The sequence below is a fragment of the Yinghuangia sp. ASG 101 genome, assembly GCF_021165735.1.
Lineage (GTDB): Bacteria > Actinomycetota > Actinomycetes > Streptomycetales > Streptomycetaceae > Yinghuangia.
Genome location: NZ_CP088911.1, coordinates 2953495 through 2979929, shown reverse-complemented (window position 1 = coordinate 2979929; position 26435 = coordinate 2953495). Strand labels below are relative to the sequence as shown.

At 69.3% G+C, this 26435-nt stretch carries 23 protein-coding genes and 2 pseudogenes; 18 read left to right on the top strand and 7 right to left on the bottom strand.

The window, feature by feature from the left end; genetic code table 11:
• Window positions 1-29 precede the first annotated feature (29 nt).
• Together LO772_RS12380 and LO772_RS36280 are read left to right on the top strand one after the other, a co-directional pair.
• A complete protein-coding gene (locus tag LO772_RS12380; protein ID WP_231778457.1) occupies window positions 30-944 on the top strand; it encodes a phosphotransferase enzyme family protein in 915 nt (304 codons plus the stop codon).
• 302 nt (window positions 945-1246) lie between these two features.
• Window positions 1247-1420, top strand: coding sequence for a DUF4180 domain-containing protein (locus LO772_RS36280; RefSeq protein WP_443089398.1), 174 nt, complete (start codon window positions 1247-1249; stop codon window positions 1418-1420).
• Between the two features lie 2 nt (window positions 1421-1422).
• Here the strand turns inward: LO772_RS36280 and LO772_RS12370 are convergent, their stop codons facing one another.
• Complete coding sequence (locus tag LO772_RS12370) at window positions 1423-1740, bottom strand: YciI family protein (RefSeq protein WP_231778456.1); 318 nt, start codon at window positions 1738-1740, stop codon at window positions 1423-1425.
• 258 nt (window positions 1741-1998) lie between these two features.
• Between LO772_RS12370 and LO772_RS12365 the strand changes: the two are divergent.
• Window positions 1999-2694: pseudogene (locus LO772_RS12365) on the top strand (dienelactone hydrolase family protein); the annotation flags it as partial.
• Here the strand turns inward: LO772_RS12365 and LO772_RS12360 are convergent.
• Both LO772_RS12360 and LO772_RS12355 read right to left on the bottom strand, forming a co-directional pair.
• Entirely contained in the window at window positions 2657-6103 is a 3447-nt protein-coding gene (locus LO772_RS12360) for a SpoIIE family protein phosphatase (protein WP_231778455.1), read from the bottom strand. The pseudogene LO772_RS12365 and the gene LO772_RS12360 overlap by 38 nt on opposite strands.
• A gap of 947 nt (window positions 6104-7050) precedes the next feature.
• Window positions 7051-7407 (bottom strand): VOC family protein, encoded by a 357-nt coding sequence (locus LO772_RS12355; protein WP_231778454.1) that lies wholly within the window; start codon window positions 7405-7407, stop codon window positions 7051-7053.
• A 295-nt stretch (window positions 7408-7702) separates the two neighbouring features.
• On the opposite strand from LO772_RS12355, the gene metG reads away from it, so the two are divergent.
• From metG to LO772_RS12325, 6 genes are all read left to right on the top strand, one after another.
• Window positions 7703-9427 carry a methionine--tRNA ligase gene (gene metG / locus LO772_RS12350; protein WP_231778453.1) on the top strand — a complete coding sequence of 575 codons (1725 nt, stop codon included), beginning with the start codon at window positions 7703-7705 and terminating at the stop codon, window positions 9425-9427.
• Between the two features lie 7 nt (window positions 9428-9434).
• On the top strand, window positions 9435-9809 hold the full coding sequence (locus tag LO772_RS12345) for a DUF4259 domain-containing protein (protein ID WP_231778452.1): 375 nt from the start codon (window positions 9435-9437) through the stop codon (window positions 9807-9809).
• 48 nt (window positions 9810-9857) lie between these two features.
• Window positions 9858-10127 (top strand): LGFP repeat-containing protein, encoded by a 270-nt coding sequence (locus tag LO772_RS12340; protein ID WP_231778451.1) that lies wholly within the window; start codon window positions 9858-9860, stop codon window positions 10125-10127.
• A gap of 329 nt (window positions 10128-10456) precedes the next feature.
• A complete protein-coding gene (locus LO772_RS12335) occupies window positions 10457-10726 on the top strand; it encodes a hypothetical protein (protein ID WP_231778450.1) in 270 nt (89 codons plus the stop codon).
• 452 nt (window positions 10727-11178) lie between these two features.
• A complete protein-coding gene (locus tag LO772_RS12330) occupies window positions 11179-11415 on the top strand; it encodes a hypothetical protein (protein WP_231778449.1) in 237 nt (78 codons plus the stop codon).
• Between the two features lie 124 nt (window positions 11416-11539).
• Window positions 11540-11710, top strand: coding sequence for a hypothetical protein (locus LO772_RS12325; RefSeq protein ID WP_331717326.1), 171 nt, complete (start codon window positions 11540-11542; stop codon window positions 11708-11710).
• 116 nt (window positions 11711-11826) lie between these two features.
• Here LO772_RS12325 and LO772_RS12320 read toward each other — a convergent pair whose 3' ends face one another.
• Window positions 11827-12294 carry a VOC family protein gene (locus LO772_RS12320; protein ID WP_231778447.1) on the bottom strand — a complete coding sequence of 156 codons (468 nt, stop codon included), beginning with the start codon at window positions 12292-12294 and terminating at the stop codon, window positions 11827-11829.
• A gap of 506 nt (window positions 12295-12800) precedes the next feature.
• Here LO772_RS12320 and LO772_RS12315 point away from each other — a divergent pair.
• Window positions 12801-13853, top strand: coding sequence for an LPXTG cell wall anchor domain-containing protein (locus LO772_RS12315; RefSeq protein WP_231778446.1), 1053 nt, complete (start codon window positions 12801-12803; stop codon window positions 13851-13853).
• Between the two features lie 88 nt (window positions 13854-13941).
• Here LO772_RS12315 and LO772_RS12310 read toward each other — a convergent pair whose 3' ends face one another.
• Window positions 13942-14802 (bottom strand): class I SAM-dependent methyltransferase, encoded by an 861-nt coding sequence (locus LO772_RS12310; protein ID WP_231778445.1) that lies wholly within the window; start codon window positions 14800-14802, stop codon window positions 13942-13944.
• A 70-nt stretch (window positions 14803-14872) separates the two neighbouring features.
• On the opposite strand from LO772_RS12310, the gene LO772_RS12305 reads away from it, so the two are divergent.
• The 6 genes and pseudogenes from LO772_RS12305 (at window position 14873) to LO772_RS12280 (ending at window position 20867) form a co-directional block, all read left to right on the top strand.
• Window positions 14873-15298 carry a helix-turn-helix domain-containing protein gene (locus LO772_RS12305; protein WP_231778444.1) on the top strand — a complete coding sequence of 142 codons (426 nt, stop codon included), beginning with the start codon at window positions 14873-14875 and terminating at the stop codon, window positions 15296-15298.
• A 99-nt stretch (window positions 15299-15397) separates the two neighbouring features.
• The gene (locus LO772_RS12300) at window positions 15398-16411 is read left to right on the top strand and encodes a hypothetical protein (RefSeq protein WP_231778443.1); all 1014 of its coding nucleotides are present in this window, start codon (window positions 15398-15400) and stop codon (window positions 16409-16411) included.
• 32 nt (window positions 16412-16443) lie between these two features.
• Window positions 16444-17037, top strand: coding sequence for an AAA domain-containing protein (locus LO772_RS12295; RefSeq protein ID WP_269453195.1), 594 nt, complete (start codon window positions 16444-16446; stop codon window positions 17035-17037).
• A gap of 332 nt (window positions 17038-17369) precedes the next feature.
• Window positions 17370-18620: pseudogene (locus tag LO772_RS12290) on the top strand (IS3 family transposase).
• Between the two features lie 616 nt (window positions 18621-19236).
• A complete protein-coding gene (locus LO772_RS12285; RefSeq protein ID WP_231778441.1) occupies window positions 19237-19428 on the top strand; it encodes a helix-turn-helix transcriptional regulator in 192 nt (63 codons plus the stop codon).
• Window positions 19425-20867 carry a tyrosine-type recombinase/integrase gene (locus tag LO772_RS12280; RefSeq protein ID WP_231778440.1) on the top strand — a complete coding sequence of 481 codons (1443 nt, stop codon included), beginning with the start codon at window positions 19425-19427 and terminating at the stop codon, window positions 20865-20867. Before LO772_RS12285 ends, LO772_RS12280 begins: the two co-directional genes overlap by 4 nt.
• Window positions 20868-21403: 536 nt before the next feature.
• Here LO772_RS12280 and LO772_RS12275 read toward each other — a convergent pair.
• Both LO772_RS12275 and LO772_RS12270 read right to left on the bottom strand, forming a co-directional pair.
• Complete coding sequence (locus LO772_RS12275; protein WP_231778439.1) at window positions 21404-21940, bottom strand: flavoprotein; 537 nt, start codon at window positions 21938-21940, stop codon at window positions 21404-21406.
• On the bottom strand, window positions 21937-23256 hold the full coding sequence (locus LO772_RS12270) for a hypothetical protein (RefSeq protein WP_231778438.1): 1320 nt from the start codon (window positions 23254-23256) through the stop codon (window positions 21937-21939). The genes LO772_RS12275 and LO772_RS12270 overlap by 4 nt, the downstream gene beginning before the upstream one ends.
• 171 nt (window positions 23257-23427) lie before the next feature.
• On the opposite strand from LO772_RS12270, the gene LO772_RS12265 reads away from it, so the two are divergent.
• Both LO772_RS12265 and LO772_RS12260 read left to right on the top strand, forming a co-directional pair.
• Window positions 23428-23664 carry a hypothetical protein gene (locus tag LO772_RS12265; protein ID WP_231778437.1) on the top strand — a complete coding sequence of 79 codons (237 nt, stop codon included), beginning with the start codon at window positions 23428-23430 and terminating at the stop codon, window positions 23662-23664.
• Window positions 23665-24151: 487 nt separating this feature from the next.
• A complete protein-coding gene (locus LO772_RS12260) occupies window positions 24152-26251 on the top strand; it encodes a recombinase family protein (RefSeq protein ID WP_231778436.1) in 2100 nt (699 codons plus the stop codon).
• Window positions 26252-26435 lie beyond the last annotated feature (184 nt).

Below are 26435 nucleotides of genomic sequence, written 5' to 3'. Positions count from 1 at the left end.
GGCCTGTGCCCGCTGGGTACTTTCGCGGCATGCGCGACGAAATGGAGTCGACGAGAGCACCGTTCACCGCACGGATGGCCGAGGAGGTCCTGCACGTCGCGTGTGCCGCCGTCGGACTCAAGGCGGCCGGCGCCGTGTTGGTCCGCCTCGGCGAGAACGCCGTTTTCCGGCTGGGGGATCCGGTGATCGTCCGGGTGGCGCGGCCGACCACGCCGTTGAGCGATGTCGCCCGGACGGCCGCCGTGGCGCGGTGGCTCGCGGACACCGCCTACCCGGCCGCGCGCCTCCTTCCCGACGTCGAACAGCCGATCGTCGTACGCGGTTCGGCGGTCACCTTCTGGCACCGCGCGGCGGAGACCGACCGCTACGCGAGCCCCGCCCAACTCGGCGAACTCCTGCGGCACCTCCACGCGTTGGAGGCACCGCCGAGCCTGGGCCTGCCCGTCGCCGACGTCCTCGGCAGCGTGTTCCGGTGGCTCCCCCGGCTCGACGAACTCGCCCCCGACGACCGCGACTTCCTGCGCGATCGCGCGTACATGCTGCAAGACCGGTACGACGACCTGGACTTCGCACTCGCGTTCGGTGTGCTCCACGGCGACGCGCACGTCAGGAACGCCCTCGCCGACCCCGCCGGCCAGGCCCACTTGATCGACCTCGACGACGTCGCGGAAGGCCCCCGCGAATGGGACCTCACCGTGACCGCGGTCTGCGCCGACCGCCTCGGCTGGCACACGCGCGCGGAGTACCGGCGGTTCGCCGACGCCTACGGCTTCGACGTCACGACCTGGGACGGCTACCCGGTCCTGGCCGACATCCACGAACTGATGATGGTGGCCTGGCTCGCCCAGAGCGCCGCCGACAACCCCGCGGCCACCGACGAACTCACGCGCCGCATCGCCGACTTGCGCTCCGGCTCGACGCGACGCGCGTGGCGGCCCTTCTGAGCGCGCGGAAACCGGTTGCCACGGCCCGGGCCACGTCCGATCATCGGAACGGCCGCACCGACCTCGTGTGCTGCCGACCGGCACCGAACGGAGCGACGACGGCATGGGCGACACCCTCGAAGTGATCGACGGCACGACCGTACTGGTGTGCGCGTCCGACGGCGACGCGATTCGGGGCGAACGCGACGCGACCGACCTGATCGGCGACGCCTTCCACCGCGAGGCCGCGTGGGTCGCGCTGCCGGTCGAGCGGCTGGCCGCCGAACTTCTTCGAACTGCGCACACGCACAGCCGGCGACATCGTGCAGAAATTCGCCGCCTACCGCATCGGCCTCGCGGTGATCGGCGACATCACGGATCACACCGCCGCGAGCACCTCGCTGCGCGACTTCGTCCGGGAGAGCAACCAGGGCCGACAGCTGTGGTTCCTCCCGGACACCGACGCACTGCGCGCCCGGCTGACCGCCCGGCCCTGAGATCAGGCGGCTCCTCCCGCGCCGAGGGCCTGAAACGACGGCCCGACCCGGCACGGCCTGACGTCGATCTCCCGCCACACGTCACCGACGACGTACGGCTCCGTCGCCAGCCACCCGTCCAGTTCCTCGCGCGACGCGAAGTCCACCACCAGCATCGACCCGATCATGCGCCCCTCGTCGTCGAGAATCGCCGTCCCGAACAAGTGGCGCCCGGCGGCGACCATCTCGTCCCCCAGCCCCAGATGCGCCTCCCGCACCCGCATCCTGCGGTCAAGCGCCCCACTGTCCTTGCCGTCATACGCGATCACCAGATACTGCACGGGTCCTCCGGGGTGGAACTCGGGGCGACATGAACGACGCAGATTGTCGCGCTCGGGGCGTCAGCGGGCCATTCCGCATCCGATAGGCGAAGCCCGACGGCGGTTCCCGGGGTGACGCGCGCGGCGCATTCCGGGTGTGGACCTTCGTGCGTGATCCGGCACCCTGGAAGGAGCGTCCGGCGTTCGAGGCGAGGGCGGTGCTTCGGTAGGCCCCGACTCGAACAGATATTCGATGGGGTGGGCGGGCGATCGACTCCGCTCGCCGCGTCGCGCCGACATCAGGAGGCGGCTGTGCGGTCCACGGAAGCGGTGATCGATCTCGGGACGGTGCGTCTGCCGGGAGATCTGACGGCGTCCCCGGATGCCACCGGGTTCGTGGTCTTCGCCCATGGCAGTGGGAGCAGTCGGCACAGTCCGCGCAACCGGGCGGTCGCGGCGCGGCTGAACGGTGTCGGGCTGGCCACGGTGCTGTTCGATCTGCTGACCCCCGACGAGGAGCGCGACCGCCGCCGGGTCTTCGACATCCCGCTCCTGGCCGACCGGCTCCTCGGCGTCGTCCGATGGCTGCGCGGGCTCCCCGAAACGGGGGACCGTGCGATCGGCTGCTTCGGCGCGAGCACCGGAGCGGGGGCGGCGCTGTGGGCCGCGGCCGAGCCGGACGCGGGTATCGCCGCGGTCGTCTCCCGCGGAGGCCGCCCCGATCTGGCCGCCGGCCGACTGCCCGCGGTGGAGGCACCGACGCTGCTCATCGTCGGCGGCGACGACCCGCAGGTGCTCGACCTGAACCGCGACGCCCTCGACCGGCTGCGCTGCCCGAAGCACCTCAGCGTCGTTCCCGGCGCCACCCATCTGTTCGAGGAGCCCGGTGCCCTGGACGCGGTCGCCGAGCAGGCCGCGCAATGGTTCCTCGGTCACCTCAGCCGACCGGCGACTCCCCGGCCCGCGGGGTCTTGAGCCGGGCCCAGATGCACTTGCCGTCCTCGGCGTACCGGGCGCCCCACTGCTCCGTCATTATCGCGACGAGCTGGAGGCCGCGGCCGAACTCGTCGTCGAAGCTGGGGTGCCGGACGCGCGGTGTCGCCTCGGAGCCGTCGTACACCTCGCAGATCAGGGCCTCGCTCAGGTGCAGCAGGCGCAGCCGGATCACGCCCTCGCCGTCGTCGGCGACGTCCGCGCCGAGGCCGACGGCGTGGCGCACGGTGTTGCCGATGAGCTCGCTGACGATGAGCGTCGTCGCGTCGGACAGGTCCGTCAGACGCCACGCGGCCAACTGCGCGGACGTGAGGTCGCGTCCCCGGCTCGCCGACTCCGCGGCCCACGGGAGGTCCCACTGCGCGACGTGTTCGGTCGCGACGCGGTCGATGCCCAGCACCAGCAGCGCCGCGTCGTCGTGCCGTGTGTCGGACGGCAGTTCGGCCGTCACCACATCGCACAGCCCTTCGAGCCAGGCCCTTCGCTCGGACTTGCGGACCGGCACCGACGCCTCGCCGGCATGCCGGGAGATCGCGTCGGTCAGGCGCGTGGTGTCCGGCGCGCCCGAGCCCAACAGGCCGTTCGTGTAGAACACCAGGACGCTGTTCGCGTCGAGCGTGAACTCGGTGACCTCCGCGGGGACTTGCGCCAGACCCAAGGGCGCCCCGGCGGTGACGTCCAACAGCCGCGGCTCGGCCGCGGGCGGCACCGCGATCGGCGCGGGATGGCCCGCGCTGGCCATCGTGCACACGCCCGACGTGGTGTCGTACACCGCGAACAGGCAGGTCGCGTAGACCGCCGAGCCGTTCGCGCTCTGGCCCAGCCGGCCGACGACGTCGTTGAGATGGGCCATGAGTTCGTCGACGGGCAGGTCCAGCGCCGCGACCGCGAGGACCGCGTGGCGGATGATGCCCATGGTGATGGCCTGTTCGAAACCGTGGCCCATGACGTCGCCGATGACGGTGAGAACTCGCCCGCCGGGCAGGGGAACCACGTCGTACCAGTCGCCACCGACCTCCTGCCCCTTGGCGGTTCGATACCGCGCGGCGGTCTGGACCGCGGGCAGATCGGGCAGGCCGCTGGGCAGCAGCTCCTGTTGGAGGCGTTCGGCGCGGTTGCGGGCCTCCTCGTACAGCCGTGCGTTCTCCAGTGCTTGGGCGATCAGCGTCGCGAGGGTCGTGAGCAGCGGCGGGTCGTCCGGCGTGAAGCCGCCGGGCGCCGCCCAGCCGAGGACGTACGAGCCGATCGCCCGCCCGCCCGCGTTCGTGAGCGGCAGCGCGGCCCAGGAGCGCATGCCGCCCAGCCGTGCCAGCGACAGCAGTTCGGGCTCCCGCCGGGCGGACACCTCCACGGACGTGACGAACCGGGCCTCCGCGACCTGGACGAACTCCGGTCCGGCACACGGGATGTCCCGCATGCCGTCCAGGAACTCGACGGGATGGCCGGCCTGTCCGAGCAGGCGCGGATGAGGCCCGGTGAGGTCGTGCAGCAGCAGCCGCTGTGCTCCGAAGAGCGGCGGCAGGTGCTCGCGCACCACCGCGGCCACGTCGTCCGTCGCGAGGGCACCGACCAATGCGGCGTTCAACTCCGCGACGCGGCGTACGCGTTCGGCGGCCGCACGCTCCGTACGCCGCTTGTCGGTGATATCGGACATCTGCACGGCCACGAAGTCCTCGACCGCGACCGCCCTGACCAGATGGAACGAGGGCGCGCCGCACGGGTCTCCGGGGGCGCCGGCCTCCAGCTCCGACGTCGCCGCCGACCCCGGGGCCGCGCGGGCCCGGGTGAACAGCTCGGGCAGGCCCTGCCCTTGCAGCCGGGGGACGGCGTCCCACAGCGCGACGCCGTCGACCTCCACGCCGTCCGCCGCGGCGAGTTCGCGCGCGGCCTTGTTCGCCCACTTCACGCGGTTGTCGGTGGCGACGACGTGGATCGGGTCGGGGTGCGACTCCAGGAATCCGACCAGCCAGTCCAACTTGCCGCGCTGGGGCGTGACATCCCACGCCGTGCCGTACATGCGGGTGGCGCGGCCGGACTCGTCGTAGTCGAACGTGCCGCGCAACTCCAGCCAGCTGACCCGGCTGTCGTCGTCGAACACCCGGTACTGGACGACGTACTGCTGCCGGCTCGACAGCGAGAACTCGATCGCCTTCTGCACGCCGGGGCGGTCGTCCGGGTGGATGCGCGACATCCACGTCTCGATCCGGCCGTCCCACTTCTCCGGGGGGAGCCCGGCGGCGCGCAGGATCGCGTCCTTCGCGCCGTCGATGTCGAGCACGCCGGTGGCGACGTCCCAACTCCACCGGCCCACGGCGATCTGCTGCATCACCTCGGTGCGTTCGGCCACCGGCTCCTGCCACCACGGCGCCATCCCGGTCGCCCAGCGCCGCGCGTCGCGCAACCGCAGGCCGAGGAGCGCGGCCAGGCGCACCAGGAAGTCCAGGCGCCCCGGCAGGGGGCGTTCGTCGGCGAGCACCGACAGCACGCCGACCGGGTACCCGTCCACCATGACGGGCGCGGCCACCATGCCGACGCCCGCCCATCCCGGCAGCCCGTCGCCGGAGGTGACGGACGCGGGGAGGACGGGGGACCAGGCGGCCTCGCGGCGTGTCAGCGCGTGGTCGTACGCGGTGTCGCCGCCGCACTCCAACAGCTCCCAGGAGCGCGCGATTTCGGTCGGCAGCCCGGTGACCGCCGCGAGGCGCAGGGTGTTCGCCTCGTTGCCCTGCACGTGGACGAGCCCCGCGAACCCGCCGATGGCGGCGACCGCTTGCTGTACGGCGAGCCGCAACACCTCGGTCTCGCTGAGGCCCTGGCTCTCGGACAGGAGGGCGCAACGGAGCGCGTCGGCGCCGGTGAGCGGGGGGTTGTCGGGCGTGGGACGGGAGTTGACGGGCGACGTGCCCGCGGGGGGCCTCGTCCTCGCGCCGGATGCCGCGACCGCCGGGGCCGGGGCGGCCGGTACGCGGTGGGCGGTGTTGGCCTGCGGGGCTTTCGTGGTTTCCGGGGTGTGCGGACCCGAATCCGTTCGCGGGACGACAGGGCCGGTCGAAAGCGGTCGGCGATGCTCCGTTTTCGGAGCAATGTTGCCAACGGCGGTGCCTCGGCTGTCATAACGGCGGCCGGCACCGCCGTCGACGGCGTCACCCGCGTCGGTGGCGCTGCGGTTCCCGGCATCCGGACCCGCGCCTGGGTTGGTGCCGAACGCCGTGTATCCCGAGGGGACTTCGGCGGTGCCGCTCGTGGCCTCGCTCGCGGCATCCTCCGCCGCTCGCCCGGTCGCTTCCGCCGCTCGCTCCGCCACCCCGTGCCGTGCCCAGACCGCCGCCGCCCGTACCGCCGCCGCCCGTACCGCCGACGCACGATCGTGGCGGCCGTCGTCGCCCTTCACCCGACGCGCCACCTCTGCCCCCCACGCGACTCCGCTCGGCTGCCGTGCGGTCAGATCCGACGCGGATGCCGTCGCGGATGCCGATGCGGATGCCGACGCGGACGGAGAGGCGGACGGGGGCGCGGGCACGGGATGCGGCCGACCCGTCTCCCCGCCCCGCTCCGGGAATCCGTGGCGCGCCGACGGCAACTCCGGTTCGGGCGGCGTGGCATGACCCCGGCCCGGTTCCTCCCCGCCCGCCGGTGCGGGGGGCCGCGACGCGGGAACCTCCGCCGCGCGAGGCGCCTCCCCGCCGGGGGACCCCACCCCGATACAGCCGTCGCCCGGCGAATGAGACCTACCGTCCGACACGCCCCGCCTCCCAGAGAACGACCACAAGAGGAACCGCCAATTGCCCTTATTTGTCAATATATCTGCCCGCGAAAACCGTCGGCTACGCCGCGAACGCCCCCGCCCCGACTCCAACGAGCCGCCACAACAACCCACCAGACGCGCATTGTCACTGGTTCTACCAGTTCAGCCCCCACCCCGCCCCCGACTCGACCCGAGGCCGCGCCCACGAGTGACCCGTACCGACACGACACTTCCCCTCACGCCCCACGGCGCCCCGGCCACCTCGACACGGACGACTCCGCACCACGCGCGCCCGGCCACGCACCGGGCACCGCAAGGCACCGAACACGCACGCGAGTTCCCCCGGCCACCGCCGGACAACACCTCCCGGTCATACTCATCGACACCCCAGCCCGAGCCTTGAGCGCCGACGCCCGAGCGACAGCCCCGACCACGACAGCCGACAGCGCCTTTGACCCACGAACACCGTGAAGTTGGCCGAGACTTGACCAACCCGAACCCCGCTCGCCGCCCCGTCCCGACAGCGCGACGCGAACCCCACGGCGCCACACCCCACCGCAGGCAAGAAGCAGGCAATAAGCCCGTCCCCACGATCAACCCCGCGCCCGATGGCCCAGCACGTTGACCACCCGCCCGTCCGGGTCCTCGACGAAGAACCGCCGCACACCCCACGGCTCGTCCGTGAGCGGGTGCACGATGTGGTCGCCGCGTGCGACGCATGCCGCGTACACTGCGTCGACGTCGTCCACCTCGATGCTCACGTCGGCGTCGACCGGTGCGGAGGCGTCCCCGGTCGTCACCGTGAGTTGTGCGGAGGGGTTGGTCCGGGAGGCGAGGGTCATGACCCACCCGTGGTTCATCACCTCGACCAGGCCGACGAGCGCGTAGAAGTCGCGTACGGCCTCGGGATCGGTCGTCCGGAAATCCGGGACAACGCGCTTGACGGACATCTCTGAACTCCTTGTCGGTACGAGACCGCGGAACGCGGCCGTCAGTGCCCGGAGGCCACCCCGCACGACCGTACGCCCGCCCTGCGACAGTGCCGTCCGGCCACGGTTTTCGCGGGGAGAAACGCGCGAAACGGTCTCGCCGCGCTTCGGTACCATGACATCCGGCCCCCAGCGACGGGACATCACGGAGCGCACCGATGAGGTGGCTGTCCGCATGTGCACAAGCTGTGGCTCCGGATACCCGCCCGCCACGGCACCGTCAGCGGTGCTCGCCGGAAAGTTGGAGCATTTCAGGATGACTCGACAGTTGATCACCAGCGCGCTTCCGTACATCAACGGGATCAAGCACCTGGGCAACCTGGTCGGGTCCATGCTCCCGGCGGACGTCTACGCACGCTATCTGCGGCAGCGCGGGGAGGACGTCCTCTATATCTGTGCGACCGACGAGCACGGTACGCCCGCCGAGCTGGCCGCCCAGGAGGCCGGGCTGCCGGTGGCGGAGTTCTGCGCGCAGCAGCACGACGCGCAGAAGGCGATCTACGAAGGGTTCGGACTGGAGTTCGACTACTTCGGTCGCAGCTCCTCGCCGCAGAACATCGAGATCACGCAGACCATCGCGCGCGAGCTGAAGGCCAACGGCTTCATCGAGGAGCGCGCGATCCGGCAGGTCTACTCGGTCGCCGACGGCCGGTTCCTGCCCGACCGCTACATCATCGGCACGTGCCCGCACTGCGGGTACGACAAGGCCCGCGGCGACCAGTGCGAGAACTGCACGCGCGTGCTCGACCCGACCGACCTGATCGAGCCGCGTTCGGCGATCAGCGGCAGCAGCGAGCTGGAGGTGCGCGACACCAAGCACCTGTTCCTCCTCCAGTCCAAGCTGGAGAGCGAGGTCGCCGCGTGGGTGGAGGAGCACGGCCGCGACTGGCCGGTGCTCGCCTCGTCGATCGCCCGCAAGTGGCTCACCGAAGGGCTCCAGGACCGGGCGATCACCCGCGACCTGGACTGGGGCGTCCCGGTCCCCGCCGACACCTGGCCCGAACTGGCCGCCGAGGGCAAGGTGTTCTACGTCTGGTTCGACGCGCCGATCGAATACATCGGTGCCACCAAGGAATGGTCGGACGCCGCTCCCGAAGGGGAGGTCCGCGACTGGAAGTCCTGGTGGTACGACGTCGACCAGGACGTCCGCTACACGGAGTTCATGGCCAAGGACAACGTGCCGTTCCACTCGGTGATGTTCCCGGCGACGCTGCTCGGCACGCGCGACAAGTGGAAGAAGGTCGACTTCCTCAAGGCCTTCAACTGGCTGAACTACTACGGCGGCAAGTTCTCCACGAGCCAGCGCCGGGGCGTATTCACCGACGCCGCACTGGAGTTGCTGCCGGCCGACTACTGGCGCTATTTCCTCATGGCCCAGGCCCCCGAGTCCGACGACACCAGCTTCACCTGGGAGTTGTTCACGGCGACGGTCAACAAGGACCTCGCCGACACCCTCGGCAACTTCGTCAACCGCGTGCTGTCCTTCTCCCGCAAGCGCTTCGGCGACGAGGTCCCCGCGGGCGCCGAGGCGGGCGAGGCCGAACAGCGCCTGGGGGAGCAGATCGCCGAACTGCTCGCGACGTACGAACAGCACCTGGACGCCCTGCAGTTCCGCAAGGCCGCACAAGCCCTGCGCGCACTGTGGAGCGCGGGCAACGTCTACCTCGAGGACAAGGCCCCCTGGCTCCAGATCAAGACCGACCCGGACGCCGCGGCGCTGACGCTGCGCACCGCGATGAACCTGATCCACCTGTACGCCGTGATCTCCGAGCCGTTCATCCCGACCAGCGCCACGTCCATGCGCGCCGCCTTCACCCTCGCCGACGACACCCGCACCTGGATCACCCACGACGAGGCCCGCACCCTCCCCTTCGTCCCCGCCGGCACCCCCTTCACCGTCCCCCCGGTCCTCTTCGCCAAGATCTCCGACGAGGACCAAGCCGCCTACCGCGCCCGCTTCGGCGGCGAGGAGACGGAGTAGGCGCGGCATGGGCACATGGGGCAGCGGCAACTTCGACAGTGACGGGGCGGCCGACCATCTCGCGATGGTCACCGACCGGCTCATCGCCGAGGTGAAGGAGGCCATGGACGGCGACCCGGTCGGGCTGGAACCCGACGAGTACTGGGGCGTCGCCATCCCGTGCAACCTCGAACTGCTCGGCCTCATCGCCCAACAGGGTTACGTGGGCGCCCTGTTGCCCGACGCGGCGACGATCGACGCGTGGAAGACCAAGTTCCTGTCCATCTGGGACGCCACGATCGACGACCTCGAACCCACCGACGACTACAAAACCGAACGCCGCGCCGTCCTCATCCGCACCTTCGACCGACTCACGGAGGCCACGACCGACTTGGCCGACTGACCTACCCGCAGCTCCCCGTCGCGGCCGCTCTCGCGTCGCGCATCGCGCATGCCGCGGGCCGTCCTAATCCCGCACGGCGTCGGCCGGTACAACCACGTCCAGGGCGGCTCGATCTACTTCACGCCGTCGACCTGGTCGGATGTCGTACGCGGCGACATCCCCACCGCCCGGGCGTCACTCGGCTGGGAACGCAGCCGGCTCGGCTACCCCAAGAGCGACGAGTACGGCGTCGCCAACGGCGATCGGCGGCAGGACTGCGAGCACGCCTCCATCCTGTGGAGCCACGTGCCCCGGCAGACCACCGTCGGCTACTTCTGAGCAGCCGCCCCGGGAACGCCTGGTGCGGGCCGGGGGCTTGCGGAGGGTGACCCGGGTGCGGCGAGCGCGCGAGGCACGCTCACCGCACCCGGCACCGCCGGTTGGTGCGACCTCGCGCTCGCGCCTCCCTACCTCCCACCGAACGCAGGCGAAACTCCGGCGAGGCCGGTCGCCCGGCATGACGCGGTGCTGCGCAAGGCGGTGACAGCCGGACGAAGCAGGCTGGTTGCCACGATGTAGTGCATGCGGCCCCAACCACGCCGCTTGGACACGTGCCCTAGGCTCGTGCGCCAACAGACAAATGGCGGCCAGAGGTACGGGGGTTCCTCATGCCGGACGGGCAGTTCGGTGTCGACCTGGCGTGGTTGGACGGGCTCGCCGCCGACTTGCGGCAGGGCACCGAGATAGTGAACGAGGCCTTGAATGCCTTGGAGGAGACGGGGCCGACACGCACCGGCCACAAGGATCTCGACAAGGCGTGCGACAAATTCCACGACAACTGGAGCCACGGCCCGGGCTTCATGCGCGAGGACATCGAGCGGGTCGCGGAGGCGATACGCGCGACCCGCACCAACTACGCCAGACCGAACAGGCCGTGAAGACGATGGGGGCGCAGCCGCCGGGCTCCGCATCTGCGGAACCCATCCCGCCCGCGGTGCCTCCCGGTGTTGCGGAACCGGCCAACTGACGCCGGTTCACCAGGCGTTGGAGCCGGGCCGGTGAGCGCCGACGACGACTACCTGGAAACTCTCCCGGGTTGCCGGTGAACCCGGCTCCGGGAATTCCTCCTGCGATATTCGCTCTTGCCGCCAACGTGCAACGCGCCGTCGATCGGGCCCGGCACGATCCTCGGTGCGATAGACCGGCCGTCGGTTCCACGGGTTCCCGGTACGGGCCAGCCCCCGACGGCAGGGGACCGCCGCAGGCGGCACCGGACACCGAGTACGCGGTTCACCGAACAAGCGGACCGCACCCGTCGGGCGTTCGGGCTGAGGTGGCCCCGCGAAACGGGCCCCGCACCGCGGCGCCGGGCGGTCACTACGCTGACTTGATGGACGCCTCAAAGGATGAATTGCGCTGTACACGCTGTTCCGCGCACGGACTGGAAGCCGGCTTCATCGAGGACACCGGTCAGTCCGCCACCGGCAACGTGCGCTGGATCGCGGGCCGACTTGAGCGGGGAATGTTCGGCGGTGCCAAACGCCGGGGGCGAAGCCGGTGGCAACTGGACGCGTTCCGCTGCCCCGGCTGCGGCCATCTGGAACTCTTCGCCACGCAGCCGATGTGAGTGCGGCATGGCTGAAGATCGACTACTGATGTGATGTCAGTATGCTGCGACGATGCGTGAGTTGCGTTGTACACAGTGTTCTGGGACCGATTTGAAGGCCGGGTTCGTGGAGGAAACCGGTCCATTGTCCGCCGGCCATGTGCGCTGGATCGCCGGGAAGATGCAGAAGACGGTATTCGGCATCGCCTGGCGGCTGGCGAAGCCCCGTTGGCGCATAGACGCCCACCGGTGCTCGTCGTGCGGCCACTTGGAACTCTTCGCGAACACGCTGGACCGGGTCGGAGTCCCCGAGTAACCCCGGATCCGCCCCCGTGTGGCCACGCCGTCGTGTACGGCGTGGCCACGTTGCCTTCGGGCTGCCGACCGCTCGGCGACGACGGCCCCCGTCGCGCCTCCGGCGTCCCTACGTCCTCAACTCCCGCCCTGCATCGCCGCCTTCGCCCGCTCCGCCATCTCCGCCTCGGGGACGTCCTCGACGTGCGACGCGATGTTCCACCGGTGGCCGAAGGGGTCTTCGAACTGCCCCGAACGGTCGCCGTAGAACTGGTCCTTGACCGCTTCGACCTGCGTCGCGCCCTTTTGCAGGGCCTTGGCGAAGACGGCGTCGACGTCCTCGACGTAGACGTGCAGCATGACCGGGGTGCCGCCCAGGGACTTCGGGCCGCGGAACCCCATCTCCGGGAATTCGTCCGCGAGCATGACCACCGAGTTGCCGAACGCCAGTTCCGCGTGGCCGACTTTGTCACCGGGAGCCGTCATGCGCATGCGTTCCGTCGCACCCAGGACGTCCTTGTAGAACTCGATCGCCGCGGCGGCCCCGTCACAGCACAGATACGGCGTCACGCGCGGGTAGCCCTCGGGAATCGGTTTGACGCTCATCGTCGTGCCGCCTTCCGTACGAAATTCCTCGCATACCCCACCAGCCTGGCACGCATCGCCCGGGCCCGCAGCCGCACCGACGTCCCGCCGTGGTGTGACCGGATCGTCACGGAAAGGCATTAAGCGCTGCCCGGGCGCCGGCGAAATCCCGAGAATTCCCTGCCTGGCTGTTGCCTTTTCCTGGCCTTTCGATAACATCGGCTCCGGCCCACTCGATACCGGGGGGTTGGGCCTTATTTTCCGTGTGGGGGATTCTCAGGCATGCCCACGACCAGTTCCGTCGTTTCGTCGTGCTGTGGCAAGGGTGTTGCGCTGTCGCAGTGATACGTACGTGGACCGGGCTCGTCCTGCACGCCCTCGCGTAGTTCTTCCGTATCGCGCCGTGTTTTCCATGCCGTCGTTTCGGCGGCGTGATTCGGCGCGCCGCATTTCCCGGTGATGCAAAGTCCATGTCTTTGTCGACTTTGTGATTGTTCGTGTCCCCGAAATCCCCGAGGAAACACTTCATGAAGCTGCGCAGCAGCCTCGCCGTGTCCGCAGTCACGGCCCTCACCTCCTCCGCGGCCCTTTTCGCCGCCCCGGTCGCGTTCGCGGCGGAGGCGCCCACGTCCCCGCCGCCGACGGTGACCGCCACGGCGACCCCCGCCGCGACCGTGACCCCCACCGCGACCGCCTCCGCGACCACGACGCCGGCGTCGGGCGAGGGCGCGGACAAGGGCCAGGACCCGGCCGACAAGACGGTCAAGGCGACCGGAACCCCGGAGGCCTCCGCCGCGCCGGCCGCCGACAAGGCCGCGGCGCAGGCGACCGGTTCCGGGCCCGCGGAGCGGATTCCCAACCCCGACAAGGGCAACGGCCCGAGCATCTCGTTCAGCGGTCTGCCCGGTGACATCGTCGTCGGCGGCAAGCCCGTCAACGTCGCCATCGACATCAAGAACACCACCGGCACGAAGATGGAGTTCCTGCCGTTCGTGTCGCTCGGCAACGTCGCGAGCGACAAGCCGCTCAGGGCGTCGCACATCGTCCTCGAGGCCAAGATTCCCGGGTCCGACGCCTGGACCAAGGTGGAACTGATCGACACGGCGATCGAGGACGGCGGCCCGAGCGCGGCCATCGGCTGGTTCGCCGCGCAGGACCCCGAGCACCCGGGCGAGCCGGTCCCCCTGGTGCTCGACAAGGACCAGGCCCTGCAGATCCAACTGCGGCTGGCCTTCACCGCCGACGCGCCGCTGGGGGAGACCTTCGCGTTCCTCCTCGGCCTCGGCTCGGCCAACCTGGAGGACGTCGAGTACGAGTCCGCCAGTGACTTCTACGTCTTCAACCTCGTCGCTCCCGGCGCCCCCGGGGCGGCCAACCCGGAGGTACGCCCCGTGCCCCCGGTCAAGCTCCCGCCCAAGCCGAAGCCCGCCGCCAAGCCCGGCCAGAACCTCGCCGAAACCGGCGGCAGCGACGCGTCGGCGACGACGTACGCCATCGTCGGCGGCGTCGCCCTGGTCGGCGGCGCGGGGCTCCTCGTCGTCATGCGGCGCCGGAAGACCGGCGGGACCACGCCCGCCTGATCGCCCCGCCGTATCAAGGGCGTTCGAGCCACGAACGCGGTGCCCCCGGCCGCTGTGCCGGGGGTACCACCGCGTGGCCGCCTCCTTGTCACGAAGCCCGCGCGGACACCACCCAGCACGCCGCGGTGAACCGGACCTCCGCACCGTGCACGAAGGGATCGAACGCGGACCGCACGACGTCGACCACCTCGCCGCGCGTCGCCTCGTCGGCGTCCGGCAGGACCCTGCCCAGGGGCCCGAAGTTCGTGAAATACCGGGTGAGTTCGGTGGTCGGGAAGGCGCAGGGGATGTCGACCGGAGACAGGTCGATCCCCGTCCACCCACCGTCCGCCAGGATCCCCCGCACCTTGTCGGCGTCCGCGAACGCGAACTGCCCCGGCGCGTCCGGCTCTCGGGCCGGCAGGTTCGGCAGCAGCGGCGCCGCGGCCTCCTCCGCCGTCGTCATGAACGCGTTCTCGGCGGCCGACCGCCAGACCACGAACCGCAGACGGCCGTCGCGCGCGGCGGCCTGCCGCAGATGCGCGAACGCCCCGACGGGGTCGCCGAAGAACATGACGCCGAACCGGGAGACGACGGTGTCGAAGGCCGCGCCCTCGAAGTCGTGTGTCGCGGCGTCATCGCGTACGAACGTGACCACGACGTCGGTGAGTTCGCCCTCGGAACGGGCAGCGCGCGCCCGAGCGGCGGTGATCATCGGCTCCGCGAGGTCGATACCCACGCACCTCGCCCCGGGGCCCAGCCGCCGCGCGACCGCGAGCGTCGTCCCGCCCGTCCCGCAGCCGACGTCGAGCACGCGCCCGCCGCCTCCGGCCGTGAGGCCTCCGACGAGCACGTCGTCGATCGGGGCGAACACCTGGTCGATCAAGGCCTGTTGCTCGGACCAGGCCCGGCCTGCCGGACCGTTCCACCGCTCGGCCTGCTCCTCGGCGGCCTTGTGTGCGGCATCCATGGTTGCCTCCCTTGTCATCGCCGTGGCGGGATGCCACTGTGTTACCTCAAGCCGACTTGAGGTCAAGCACATGACAGACCTGGACATCGCCGAAGTGGTGCGGCGCACCGGCGTGCCCGTCTCGACGCTGCGGTTCTACGAGGAGAAGGGGCTCATCGCGCCCACCGGACGGCGCGGTCTGCGCCGCCAGTTCGCTCCCGGCGTCGTCGACCGCCTCGGCGTCATAGCGCTCGGCCGCTCCGCCGGCTTCTCCCTCGACGAGATCAAGACCATGTTCGCCCCCGACGGACAGCCCGACCCGGACCGCGAGCTGTTGGCCGCGAAGGCCGACGAACTCGACGCCACCATCCGGCGGTTGGCCGTCCTGCGCGACTCGCTCCGGCACGCCGCCGCCTGCCCGGCCCCGCGCCATGCCGAGTGCGCGACGTTCCGCCGCCTTGTCCGCGACGCCGCGTCCGGCACCGTCCCCCGGCCGGTGCGGACGCCACCCGCGTGATCACGGCGGGGCGAAATATCCCGCCACGCCAACACGCGGAGTTCCCACCGCACTACGCTGTGCGTCAGAGGACGGCACCGTGATGAGGGGTGGCGAGGAATGCCGGACGAGCGCGGGGAGCGGCAGGCGCACACGGCGCGCGACGAGAGCGCGGGCCCACCCGGCCGCGTCGGGCTTGTCGGTATCGCCGAGGAGGAGGCCCGGCGGGAGCGGCATGTGCGCGTCGTGGTCGCCCGGCAAGGCGACCCGCACTTCGTGCAGCGCAGTCGCAACGGCGCCTGTACGACGTACGAGTGGTCCACCGACACTCCCGAAGGCCGACGGATGCTCGAAGCCGTCCGCTACCAACAGGACGCGTTCCGCGCGAAGTTCGGACGGGACCCGCGGCCCGACGACCCGCTGTTCTTCGATCCGGACGCCGACGTCCCCGTGCAGCTCAGCCGCGAGAAGGCCCTCGAAAACCTGTCCGAACTCGCGGATCGAGCCCAGGAGTTCGGCTGGCCCCCGGCGATGATCAAGGCCTGGCAGGAGCTCGGCTACGTCGTCACGCGCGCCAACATGCACACCTTCTCGGCCGCCCAAGTGCAGGCGTACGAAGAGGCCGTTCGCGGGCACTGGGCCGCCGAGGGCCAGGACGACGACGAGGCCGGCATCGAGGAGGTCGTCGCCGAGGTCGCCGAGGCGACACTCCACATCGTCGCCAAAACCCTGGAGACCAAGGCACTTTGGCCCGCCCGCCGGGTGGCGTCGGGCTTCGTGCGCTTCAGCGGCGACGAGGCCCGCGAGACCGCGCGCCTGCTGGCGTACGTCCTCGCGCGGCGCATCCTGTTCCACCGCGACACCGACCCCGACGGCACCGGCCTGGCCGAGGCCCGCACCTGGCTCACCACCGACCTCGAACCGGGCCACGAAACCGCCCTGTTGACCGCCCTCACCCTCCTCGACCACCCCGACGACCCGGCCTGGCAGGACCCCGACGAAGACCTCCTCGCCGCCCTCATCTGGCTCACCACCGCCCTCACCGCCACCCAGGGCGACAACAACCCCCAATGGCTCCGCCAATTCGACTCCCCGCCCCCACCGAGGGCTGAGCCGTACGCCACGGGTGCATAGTCTCGGAGCACAGAGGGTCACGGCACCCAAGGGTGGCGAACCACCGCGCCCAGAGGAGTTCGTCGAGACCAGCCATCTCCCCGAGGCCGCGCGTCGCGAGTGGAGCGGAGGCGCGCGAATCCTGGAACATGACTGGTGCGAGCAATCCCGCGGAAGCCGAACTCTGCGCCGAACTGGCGGCGTTCCACCGCCGGGGCGGCGCCGACTGGGCCGCCATCGTCCCCTACCGTGCGCAAGTCGCGGTGATCATCGAGAAGATCGCCGTCGGGCGCCTCCGCGACACCGACACCGTGCGGCACAACGTGGGCGCCGTCGACTCGTTCCAAGGCGTCGAGCGGGACGTGATCCCCTACGGATCCACTCGCGGCAACAACCCGGGCGAGGTCGGCTTCCTCCGCGAGCTGTGCCGGATCAACGTCGCGCTGTCGCGCGTACGCCGGCAGTTGGTGATGGTCGGCGATCCCACGACCCTGGCCAACCTGGAGCGCGGCATCGCCGAGGCGGGATTGCCCACGGTCGGCGACCTCGCCGACTTCGTCACCCCGGACACCGCGCTGGTCGAAGGGCCTTGCGGTTCCTCGTCGGCCTCGGGCACGTCACGCGGACCGGCGACGGCGTGGCCCTGACGGGACTCGGGCGCCGGTCCGTGGCCAGGGTCAGGCGCCTGCTCGTCGGTCGTGAGGACTGCGGCGTCCTGTACTTCGGCGCCTTCCGCTCCCGTCCACTGACCAACCCCTACGACGAGAGCCGCGACGTCGCAATCCTGCCCGGCGCCACACCTGACGCGGTCGTCGACGTCCCCAGCCAACCGCCACACCAAGCTGCTGTTCAGTACCCACGGCTTTCGCCGCGAGGCGCGAACCCATTCGCGCGGCGCAACCGGCCAGGGTCCTCGGCGGTGTCGCAACTGAACCGCCCCGGGTGAAGTGGGGACTCGATTACATGTGAGGATCGAGTCATGGCACGTCCCTCCACCTACCCGCCCGAGCTGCGCCGTCGTGCGGTGCGGATGGTCGCCGAGGTCCTCGGCGACTACCCGACCGAGTCCGCCGCGATCAAGGCGGTCTGCACCAAGCTGGGCATCGGCTCGTACGAGACGCTGCGCAAGTGGGTCCGCCAGGACCAGATCGACACCGGGCACCGGCCGGGGACGACCAGTGAGGAGTCCGCGCAGGTCAAGGCGTTGAGGAAGGAAGTCGCGGAGCTGAAGCGGGCGAACGAGATCCTGCGGGCGGCGTCGGCTTTCCTCGCGGCCGAGCTCGACCGGCCACACCTGCGCTCGTGGCGTTCATCGACGAGTACCGGGACCGCTTCGGCGGTGTCGAGCCGATCTGCCACGTGCTGTCCGGGCACGCGGGCGGCATCGCCCCCTCCACCTACTACGCCCACAAGCAGCGCGTCGCAGCACCTTCCGCGCGGACCGTCCGGGACGCGGAACTGAAGAAACTGATCCAAGACGTCTACGACACGAACTACCGCGTCTACGGGGCGAGGAGGATCTGGCGCGAGCTGAACCGCCGGGGCCACCCGGTGGCCCGCTGCACCGTCGAGCGGCTGATGCGCGAGATCGGCATCGCCGGGGCGGTCCGCGGGAAACGCGTGGTCACCACGCTGCCCGGCGGTCGGGTCGACCGCGCCCCCGACCTCGTGGACCGCGACTTCGTCGCGAACACCACCAACCGGTGCCGGGTCGCGGACTTCACCCACGTGAAGACCTGGGCGGGCGTCGTCTACGCCGCGTTCGTCGTGGACACCTTCTCGCGCAGGGTCGTCGGCTGGTCGGCCGCCACCGTGAAGGAGACGGTGTTCGTGCCCGACGCGCTGGAGACGGCGATCTGGCAGCGCGACCGCGACCAACGGCCGGTGCTGCCCGGTGAGTTGATACATCACTCGGATGCCGGATCGCAGTACACGTTTCCGGCTCGCCGAGCACCTGGACGAGGCCGGCATCGCCGCGTCGATCGGATCGGTCGGCGACGCCTACGACAACGCCTTGATGGAAAGCATGATCGGACTGTTCAAGACCGAGCTGATCAAACCCCATCGGCCGTGGAAGACGCTGTCCGAGGTCGAGCTGGCCACCGCCGAGTACGTCGACTGGTACAACCACCGCCGACTCCACGGTGAAATCGGGCACATCCCGCCCGTCGAATACGAGAACAACCACTACCTCGCAACCACGAAACCCCAGGTCACCACCACCAACTGAGATCTCCATCAAATCCGGGGCGGTTCAATCAACCTGCCCCGCGGGATTCGAAGCCGCACACGCCTCCGAAAGCGCATCGCCGCTAAGAGCTCATCAGGCTCTGACCTGCGGCGGGGTGGATTTGCGCACCCGTTTCGCGGCTCGGTGTTTCGCGGTGGTTTCGCCATCATGGTTTAAAGCTTTCTGGCGGGCCGAAGATGGGTGGGCGTTTTGCTGGTCCGATAGGCATGAGCTGCCCGTCCTTCCAGACCGTCGGGTGCGCTCCCACGCCAAACCATGTGAGGCCGTCTTCGTGGTGGACGAAACTGGGCAGGAGGGTGCTCTTCAGCCACAGGTCGAACTCCACGATGTGGTCGGGGAAGTCCCTGGCGGATCACAAACACGAACGACACGCGTGGGTCCTCGAACTCCTCGGCGAAATGACGGAGAACGGCGACGACGCGAATCGCTATGTCTGGGAACACGCGGCCCCTTCGGATCCCGACGTGCCTTCGATCTCTCATCGCCTCCTGCGCGCGGTTTCGGAACGCGTCCGATGGCGGGCTGCACTCGACGCGGCCACAGCGGCGGCAGATGGACGGCTCAGTAATTCGGCAACTCGGGGGAGTGAAGCGGCATGACGAGAGACGAATTGGTCTCGGTCAAACAGATCACGGACGAATTGAAGATCTCCCGGCGGACGTTCTACCGGTGGCGTGAGATCGGACGGGCGCCGGGGAAGGCCGTCCGTCTCCCGAACGGCGAATTGCGTTACTGGCGTACCGACGTCGACGCGTGGCTGAGTGACCTGGGGGAGTGGGCGGCGTGAAGTCGTACGACGTGAAGATCTGGGCCATCCGCAAGAACACAACGAGCAAGCGGCCGTCCTACCAGGTGCGTTGGCTGGTGAACGGCCGGGAGTGCAATGAGGTCTTCCGTACCAAGAACCTGGCTGAGTCCTACCGCGCGGAGCTGATCAAGGCCACGCGCAATGGCGAGGGATTCGACACGGAAACCGGGCTTCCGGATTCGATGGCGCCCAAAACGAAACCGGTCACGTGGTACGAATTCGCGGCCCGGTACGTCGACATGAAATGGAAGGACGCGGCGGCCAAATCGCGTGACGGCATGACCGACGCGTTGGCCACGGTGCTGCCCGCGCTGACGGAGGAAATCCCGGGGCGGCCCTCGGATCGGGTGCTGCGTCAAGCGCTGCGGCACTGGTACTTCCCTCCGGCCATGCGTGAGCCGGATGACGAACGCCAGATCCCGGCCGATGTCGTCAAGGCCCTCGCGTGGCTCGCCAAAGCGTCGCTACCGGTCGTGGCGATCGCTGACCCGGTGCACGGTCGTGCGGCCCTCGACGCGATCGCGCGCAAGCTGGACGGCACGCGCGCGGGGACGGAAGTGATCAGGCGTAAGCGGGCCGTCCTGGCGAACGTCATCGGGTACGCGATCGAGTGCCGCGAACTGACGGAGAACCCGTTGGGCAAGATCGGTTGGAAGATGCCCAAGACCGTTCAGCGGCTCGACCGCCGGCGGGTGGCGAACCCTCGTCAGGTCGCAGAACTCCTGACGGCCGTCTCGTACGTCGGCGGCTACCAGCGGGCTCGCGGCCGTCGACTCGTGGCGTTCTTCGCCTGCCTCTACTACGCGACGATGCGGCCGGCGGAAGTCGTGAACCTGAAAGCGGACGGCTGCAACCTCCCAGATACCGGCTGGGGTTCGCTCACGATCGAGAAGACGCGTCCGCTCGCGGGCAAGCGGTGGACCGACTCCGGCGAGAGCCACGACAACCGCGGCTTGAAGCAACGGGCCGAAGGCGAAACGCGGGTCATCCCGATTCCGCCGGTCCTCGTCGCCCACCTGCGGGCCCATCTCGACACGTTCGGGACCGCGAAAGACGGCCGGGTGTTCGGCAACGAGCGGGGCGGCCTCGTCGGCTCCTCCACGTATGACCGCGTGTGGCACGAAGCACGCGCGTTCGCCCTGACCGAGACACAGCGCGCGTCCCTGCTGGCCCAACGCCCGTACGACCTGCGGCACGCGGGCATCTCGTTCGGTCTGCGGGCGACTCGTGACCCTGCCCTGATCGCGGAACGGGCGGGCCACAGCGTCGAAGTGCTGATGACGCGGTACTCGTGGGTCCTCGATGACCAGGACGAAAGCGCGAACAAGGTCATGGACAACGCGTACCGGGCCTACGGCGCCGACTCGATCGAGGAAACCGCCATCAACGCCAACGAGGCGACCGACAACAAGGAATGATCCACAACCCGCCCCACGGGCCCTCAGCAAGCCTCACGGCTACGCTGGGGGCTCGTTGGCGTTCTCGGCGTCCGAGGTTCCCGAAAACTGGGCCTGACCTGCGGAAACACCGACCAAGATCATACCGCGTATATACCGTGAACCCTGCTCAGCAGCCGCTCACAGCGGCACACGGCTGCACAAGGAAGATCGTCACAAACAGTAATGGCCGCTGGTCAGCGGCCGTTTCTGCTGGTCATCGTGGGTGCCCCCGGGGCGATTCGTACAGCATCTGCACGTGACCGAGGCGGTTCTGAACTGGTGATTACGGCAACCGTCCTTGTGGCGCGACGGCGTTCGCGGTGAGTCCGGGATTTCGGGGATATCTTCCGCACCGGCCATTCGCCTCTCCTATAGGGGATCTCAGGGGGTATCCCCTTAAGCGGATACCCCCTGCGCGGCTCTTTTCGCTGGTGAGAGCCTTGCGCCCCTATCCCGTCGGTGCTGCAACTCGACACCCTTTTGGGGGTAGGAGAATGCCAACAGCGGCGCCCCGTTCAGGTTTCGAGTGCGTCCAGGACAAGGTGCCATGGATACGTGGGGATTCGACTGTCCCCGGTTCCTGGTGGATGCGGCTCGAATCCTGCTGCTCCGTACAAGACGTTCACCTTGCAACGCCTAAGGATCTTCACTGCGCGATCGACTGCCGGGTGGGCTGCTTGTGCCGCGTTGAAGAACGGCAGTGCCGCGATGGGGAGTTTGAGTCCGATGGCCTCGGTCAGGGTTCCGAGCGCGAACGTGTCGGCGTGGCCGTCGGCCCATTTGGTCAACGTATTCAAGGTCATCGGTGCGACCGCGATCGCGTCCGCCTTCGGCAGCGACGCCGGATCGCCTGGTCTGCGGTAGGTGTGGCGCACCGGATGACCGGTCAACTCGGCGAGCGCGGGCACGTCGAGGAAGCCGCCTTCAACAGCGGCCGGGGTGCCGATCAGGCAGACGTCCCAGGCGCGTTCCTGGGCTTGCCGTACGAGCGTCGCGAGGTGTGGTGCAGGTCCGGCGGCGCAGGCGATGACGTACAGCACGCGGGCGCTCACAGCCCGACTCCCGCCCGGACGGCCAGTGAGCGCAACTCCGGGACGCGGCCGAGTCGGTCGCGGTGGATCAGCTCCGCGATCAAGTCCTTGGCGACCTTGCGCGAACGGATCTCTTCGGGCGCTTGGTCCTCGGCTGCCAACAGGGCACGTCCGGCCTGCTCGGTCCGGCCGCAGGCGTGGAGCGCACGTGCGCAGTCGAGCCAGAAAACGGCGCGGCGCTCGGTGACCTCAAGTTGTGCGACGTCGACGCTGCGGGACGCGTTGAGGGCCGTGCCCGCATCGCCCTGCGCGAGCGCGATGGAAACCCGGTGCAGTGCGACGTTGGTGGGGCCGAAGGCGGTCCATTGCGCGTTGCCCTCTCCGTTGCTCAGTCGTGCGACGCGCTGTGCCTCGTCCAACAGGGCGTTGGCGTTGGCGGGTTGCCGGGCGACTGATGCGGCCCACGAGCCGCGCAGCAGCAAGGTTCCGTATACGGCGACGGTTTCCGGGGCGGTGCTGCGCACGTGTTGGGTGAACGTGTCGGCGCTGCGCACGGCGACCTGGAGCGCGTCGCGTTGGTGTCCGACTGCTGCCATCGCGTGGACCAGGATGCGCGAAGCGGCGGCCAGCGGGAGCGGCTTCCCTGTCGCCCGTGCGGCGGTCATGGCGCGGTCTGCGGCGATCCACGCCGAGGCGGCGTCGCCGTTCTTCAGCAACAGGCTTGCGGCTACGTGGTAGGCGTGCACCGCGAGACCCTGTACGTCCGGCTGGTTCGGTGCATGGTCCTGGGTGGCGCGTACCGAGGACAGAAGTTTGGGCAGTCCGTCCATGAGCACGCCGTAGCGGCAGGCTTGTACGTGGCGTTTGGCCGCGCCGACCGCGCGAGCCAGCTCGCGCGGCGGCTGGGGGCGGCCGTCAGCGGGGGCGTGGCTGAGCTGGGCGCGGACGCGATCGAGCGGATTCGGGGGCGCCGCATCCAGCAGTTCGGCCGGATGCTTCGGCAACGGCCGTGCTGCGATCGCGGAGAGCGATGCTGTGACGAAGTCGCGTCGGTTCACCCGTTCATCCTCGCGCGTCCCCGTGTGGGGCGGCACGAAGCCGAGTTGCTCGATCGGCTTCCCGAACAGTGCGGCCAGCACCCTGCGGGCGTCCGGTCGTGGCCAAGGAGGTGCCGCCGATTCCCAGCGGCGCACCTGCCGTACGGAGATCGCCGCTCGTTCGCCGAGATCGTGCGCACGCAGGTTGAACGCCTCGGCGAACTCGGTTTGCGAGTACCAGCCTTGCGCCCGCCGAGCCGCGATGAGGAGCGGGTTGCCTTGCGGTTGGTCACGGTCCATGACGTCTCCGATGTGAGCGCTGTTCCTTCACGGTAGGAGCTGGTGACCTGCCCGGATGCCGGAACGTCCGCATAGACGTCCTCCTCTTCGGCACTGTGCGCGGCCTCGTACCAATCCTGCGGTCTGCGGTTGCCTGGAAGCCCAGACGGATCACGATTCCGGGAGCACTCGATGCCGAGCAATCTGACGCTCAATCATGTGGTCGTCGAAGCCAGCGGCGATCCGGACCGTCCGCTGAAGCTGCGGTTCGGCCCGAACCCCGACGAGCGCGGTGCGCCTGCTGGCCAGTGGCGGCAGGAGAAGCTGACCCGCGATCAGGCATGGGCGCTGCTGTACGGGCTTCAAGGTTGGCTGGCGAACTCGATGGACCGCCCACCCGCCTGGTTCGCCTCGTCTCCGCCGGCCTGAGCGCCCACCACGATCGCTGCCCCTGATCCGGACGTGGAGCCGTGACAGGGGCAGCCTGCTGTCCAGGGCACACAACATGCCTGAGACCGTCGGAAGTCGTGCGGACCGAGTCGAAATTCGTCGCCTGTCGGAGCCTTCATAGTGAAGTCGCCGACAGGGGGAATGCCGTGGACCAACATGACCGCGAGCTTCGGCTAAAGAGCGGTGCTCCCGCTGAGACCGGGGTTCCGACAGACGTCAGCGAGGCTGACGTAGGCCCTCCCAAAGGTGCGGAACATGCCTGTGAGCTGGCACTTTGGCGATACGATGTGGGAACTGAGAACGGGCGCGTCCACCGGTTCGAGGGGCGCGTGACCTACGTCGGCGGAGCCGAGGGGGAGCGCCTTCGGGGCGCGCTATCGGTCGTGATCCGTGACTTGCTGGAGTGGGCCGCACGAGATTCCGGCGCCGACGGTTCTGCTGATCAGGAGACCGGGGAGGCCGCCGCGTGAACGTCCCCAAGCGTTATGCCAGCACAACACCGAATCCACCTCTTCCAGGGCAGACCGGATTGTCGGATCTCGCGGTGTCGCCGTTCGCGATCCCCGGCGCGCTGCTACGCGGTGAGGTCCGCGCGGCGTGGGTCGGCCGCTGCTCGACTGAAGAGCAGCAGGACCCGCGCCAGTCGCTGATCAGGCAGTTGGAGCGTTCCAAGTCGGCGCTCCCCGAGGCGTGGGCGATCGTCTGCCACTTCTACGACGTGGAGTCAGGGCGCCTCGGCCTGGATGCACGCGGTCACGGAACCACCTACGAGCGGTTCGGAGTTCCGATCGCTCGCGACGGCGGCATCGCGGACCTGCTGTCCGAGGCGACCCACCCGAACCGGCGCTTCGACGTGGTGATCTGCGAAAGCACATCCCGTGTAGCCCGCCGAATGTTCGAAAACCTGTCGGTGGAACGGGAGTTGGAGAATTCCGGGATCCCGCTGTTCGCGTGGAACGAGCCGATCAAGCTCGATGGCGGCCGAGCGCAGCAGATCCTGCAACGCCGGATCAACCAGTCCGTGGCCGAGTACGAGGTCTACAACGCTCTGGAAACCTCGTGGGGCGGGCTGTGCACGCATGTGCGCGAAGGCTGGAACATCGGCAAGCCACCGTACGGCTACCGGGCCAAGCGATACCGCCACCCCAACCCGACCAAGGCCGACCGAGGCGCGACCAAGAACCGACTCGAACCCGACGGCGCGAAAGGCGAGACCGTCACCCAGATCGCCCTGTGGCGCCACCACGAGGGAATCGGCTACTCCACGATCGTCGACCGCCTCAACGCCGATCCGGAGCGCTACCCGCCACCGGAACCGCCCGGCGGCAAAGCACGGGCGCGCGGAGCGTGGAGCAAGTCCACAGTCTGCGATCTTCTCCGCAACCCCAAGTACACCGGGTACCAGGTGTTCAACCGTAGGGCGACGCGCTCCCGGCGCGGCGCCCACAACGACCCGGCGCTGTGGGTCTGGTCTCCCGAACCCGTCCATGAACCGCTGATCCCGCGATGGATGTTCGAGGCGATCAACGCCACCAGCACCGCCCGGCAGGGCTCCCGTGACGCCAACACTCCGAACACTCATCCACAGACCCGCCACACCTACGTCCTACGCGGGATGGTCCTGTGCCACTGCGGACGCCGCATGTTCGGCAACCACCGACCACGCAGCACCTACTACGCCTGCTGGCCACGCGCCAACAACCGAGGCCGTCCCGATCGTCACCACGGACACCCCAAGAGCGTCTACATCCGTGAGGACGTCCTCTTGGAAGCCATCGCCGCGTTCTACTCCGACCGCGTATTCGGCCCGGACCGCCGAGCCCTGCTCACCGCGGAGCTGGCAACGCTGGACGATCGCGCCGCCCGTGAACGCGCCCAGCGGCGAGACCGCCTCCAAAGCACCCTGCGCGATCTGGAGCGACGCCAACGAAACGTCCTCAACCAGGCGCAGGACTGCGAGCCGGGTGACCCGTTCGCCACTGGTCTCCGGCAGACGTACAACGAGCTGGAGACCGAAAAACATCAAACCGAAACCGAGCTCGCCGCACTCGCCAACGCGGACAAAAGCGATCCAGCCGCCTTCAACTGCGGGACCGCAGCCCTGCTCGACGCACTCCCACACCTGGCGATCAACCTGACCCGCGCCCCGGAACGACTCCAGCGGCAGCTCTTCGAGATCACCAAGCTCAACCTTCGCCTCGCGGAGGAAGCCGACGCGGTCACGATCACGATGACCCTGCCCGCCGACTACATCCCCGCCCTCGCGGAACTCGGCGAACGCATGACCCCGTGCGCCGGAAACACAGAAGAGCCCGCGACCAAGAATGTCACGGGCTCACATGCAGATGCTGTACGTGCCCCCGGCAGGATTCGAACCTGCGCACACGGCTCCGGAGCGGATCGCCTGACTGGTTGGTCCGGTGCCTCTGACTTGGGAAAATGCGATGCGAGAGAACGTGAGAGCGCAAGATCATTGCACGAATGCTGCACAACCAATCGGATGGGCTTGGGGACTAGAACGGAACGTCCTCGTCGAACGTGTGACCGTCGCTGGAGACGATGTTGATGAACTCGGAGCCCTTGTGGTTGCTCATGACGAACGCGAACCCGTGCCCGTTAACGCAGGCGAGTTCCACGCGTACGTATCCACCTCGGGTGCCGGCGGGACTTGCGTCATCATCTCTGTCCGGTTGGAGGAAGACGACTTCGTGATCGGGCGCGTAGTTTGCTCGGTCCACGGACTCGGTCCC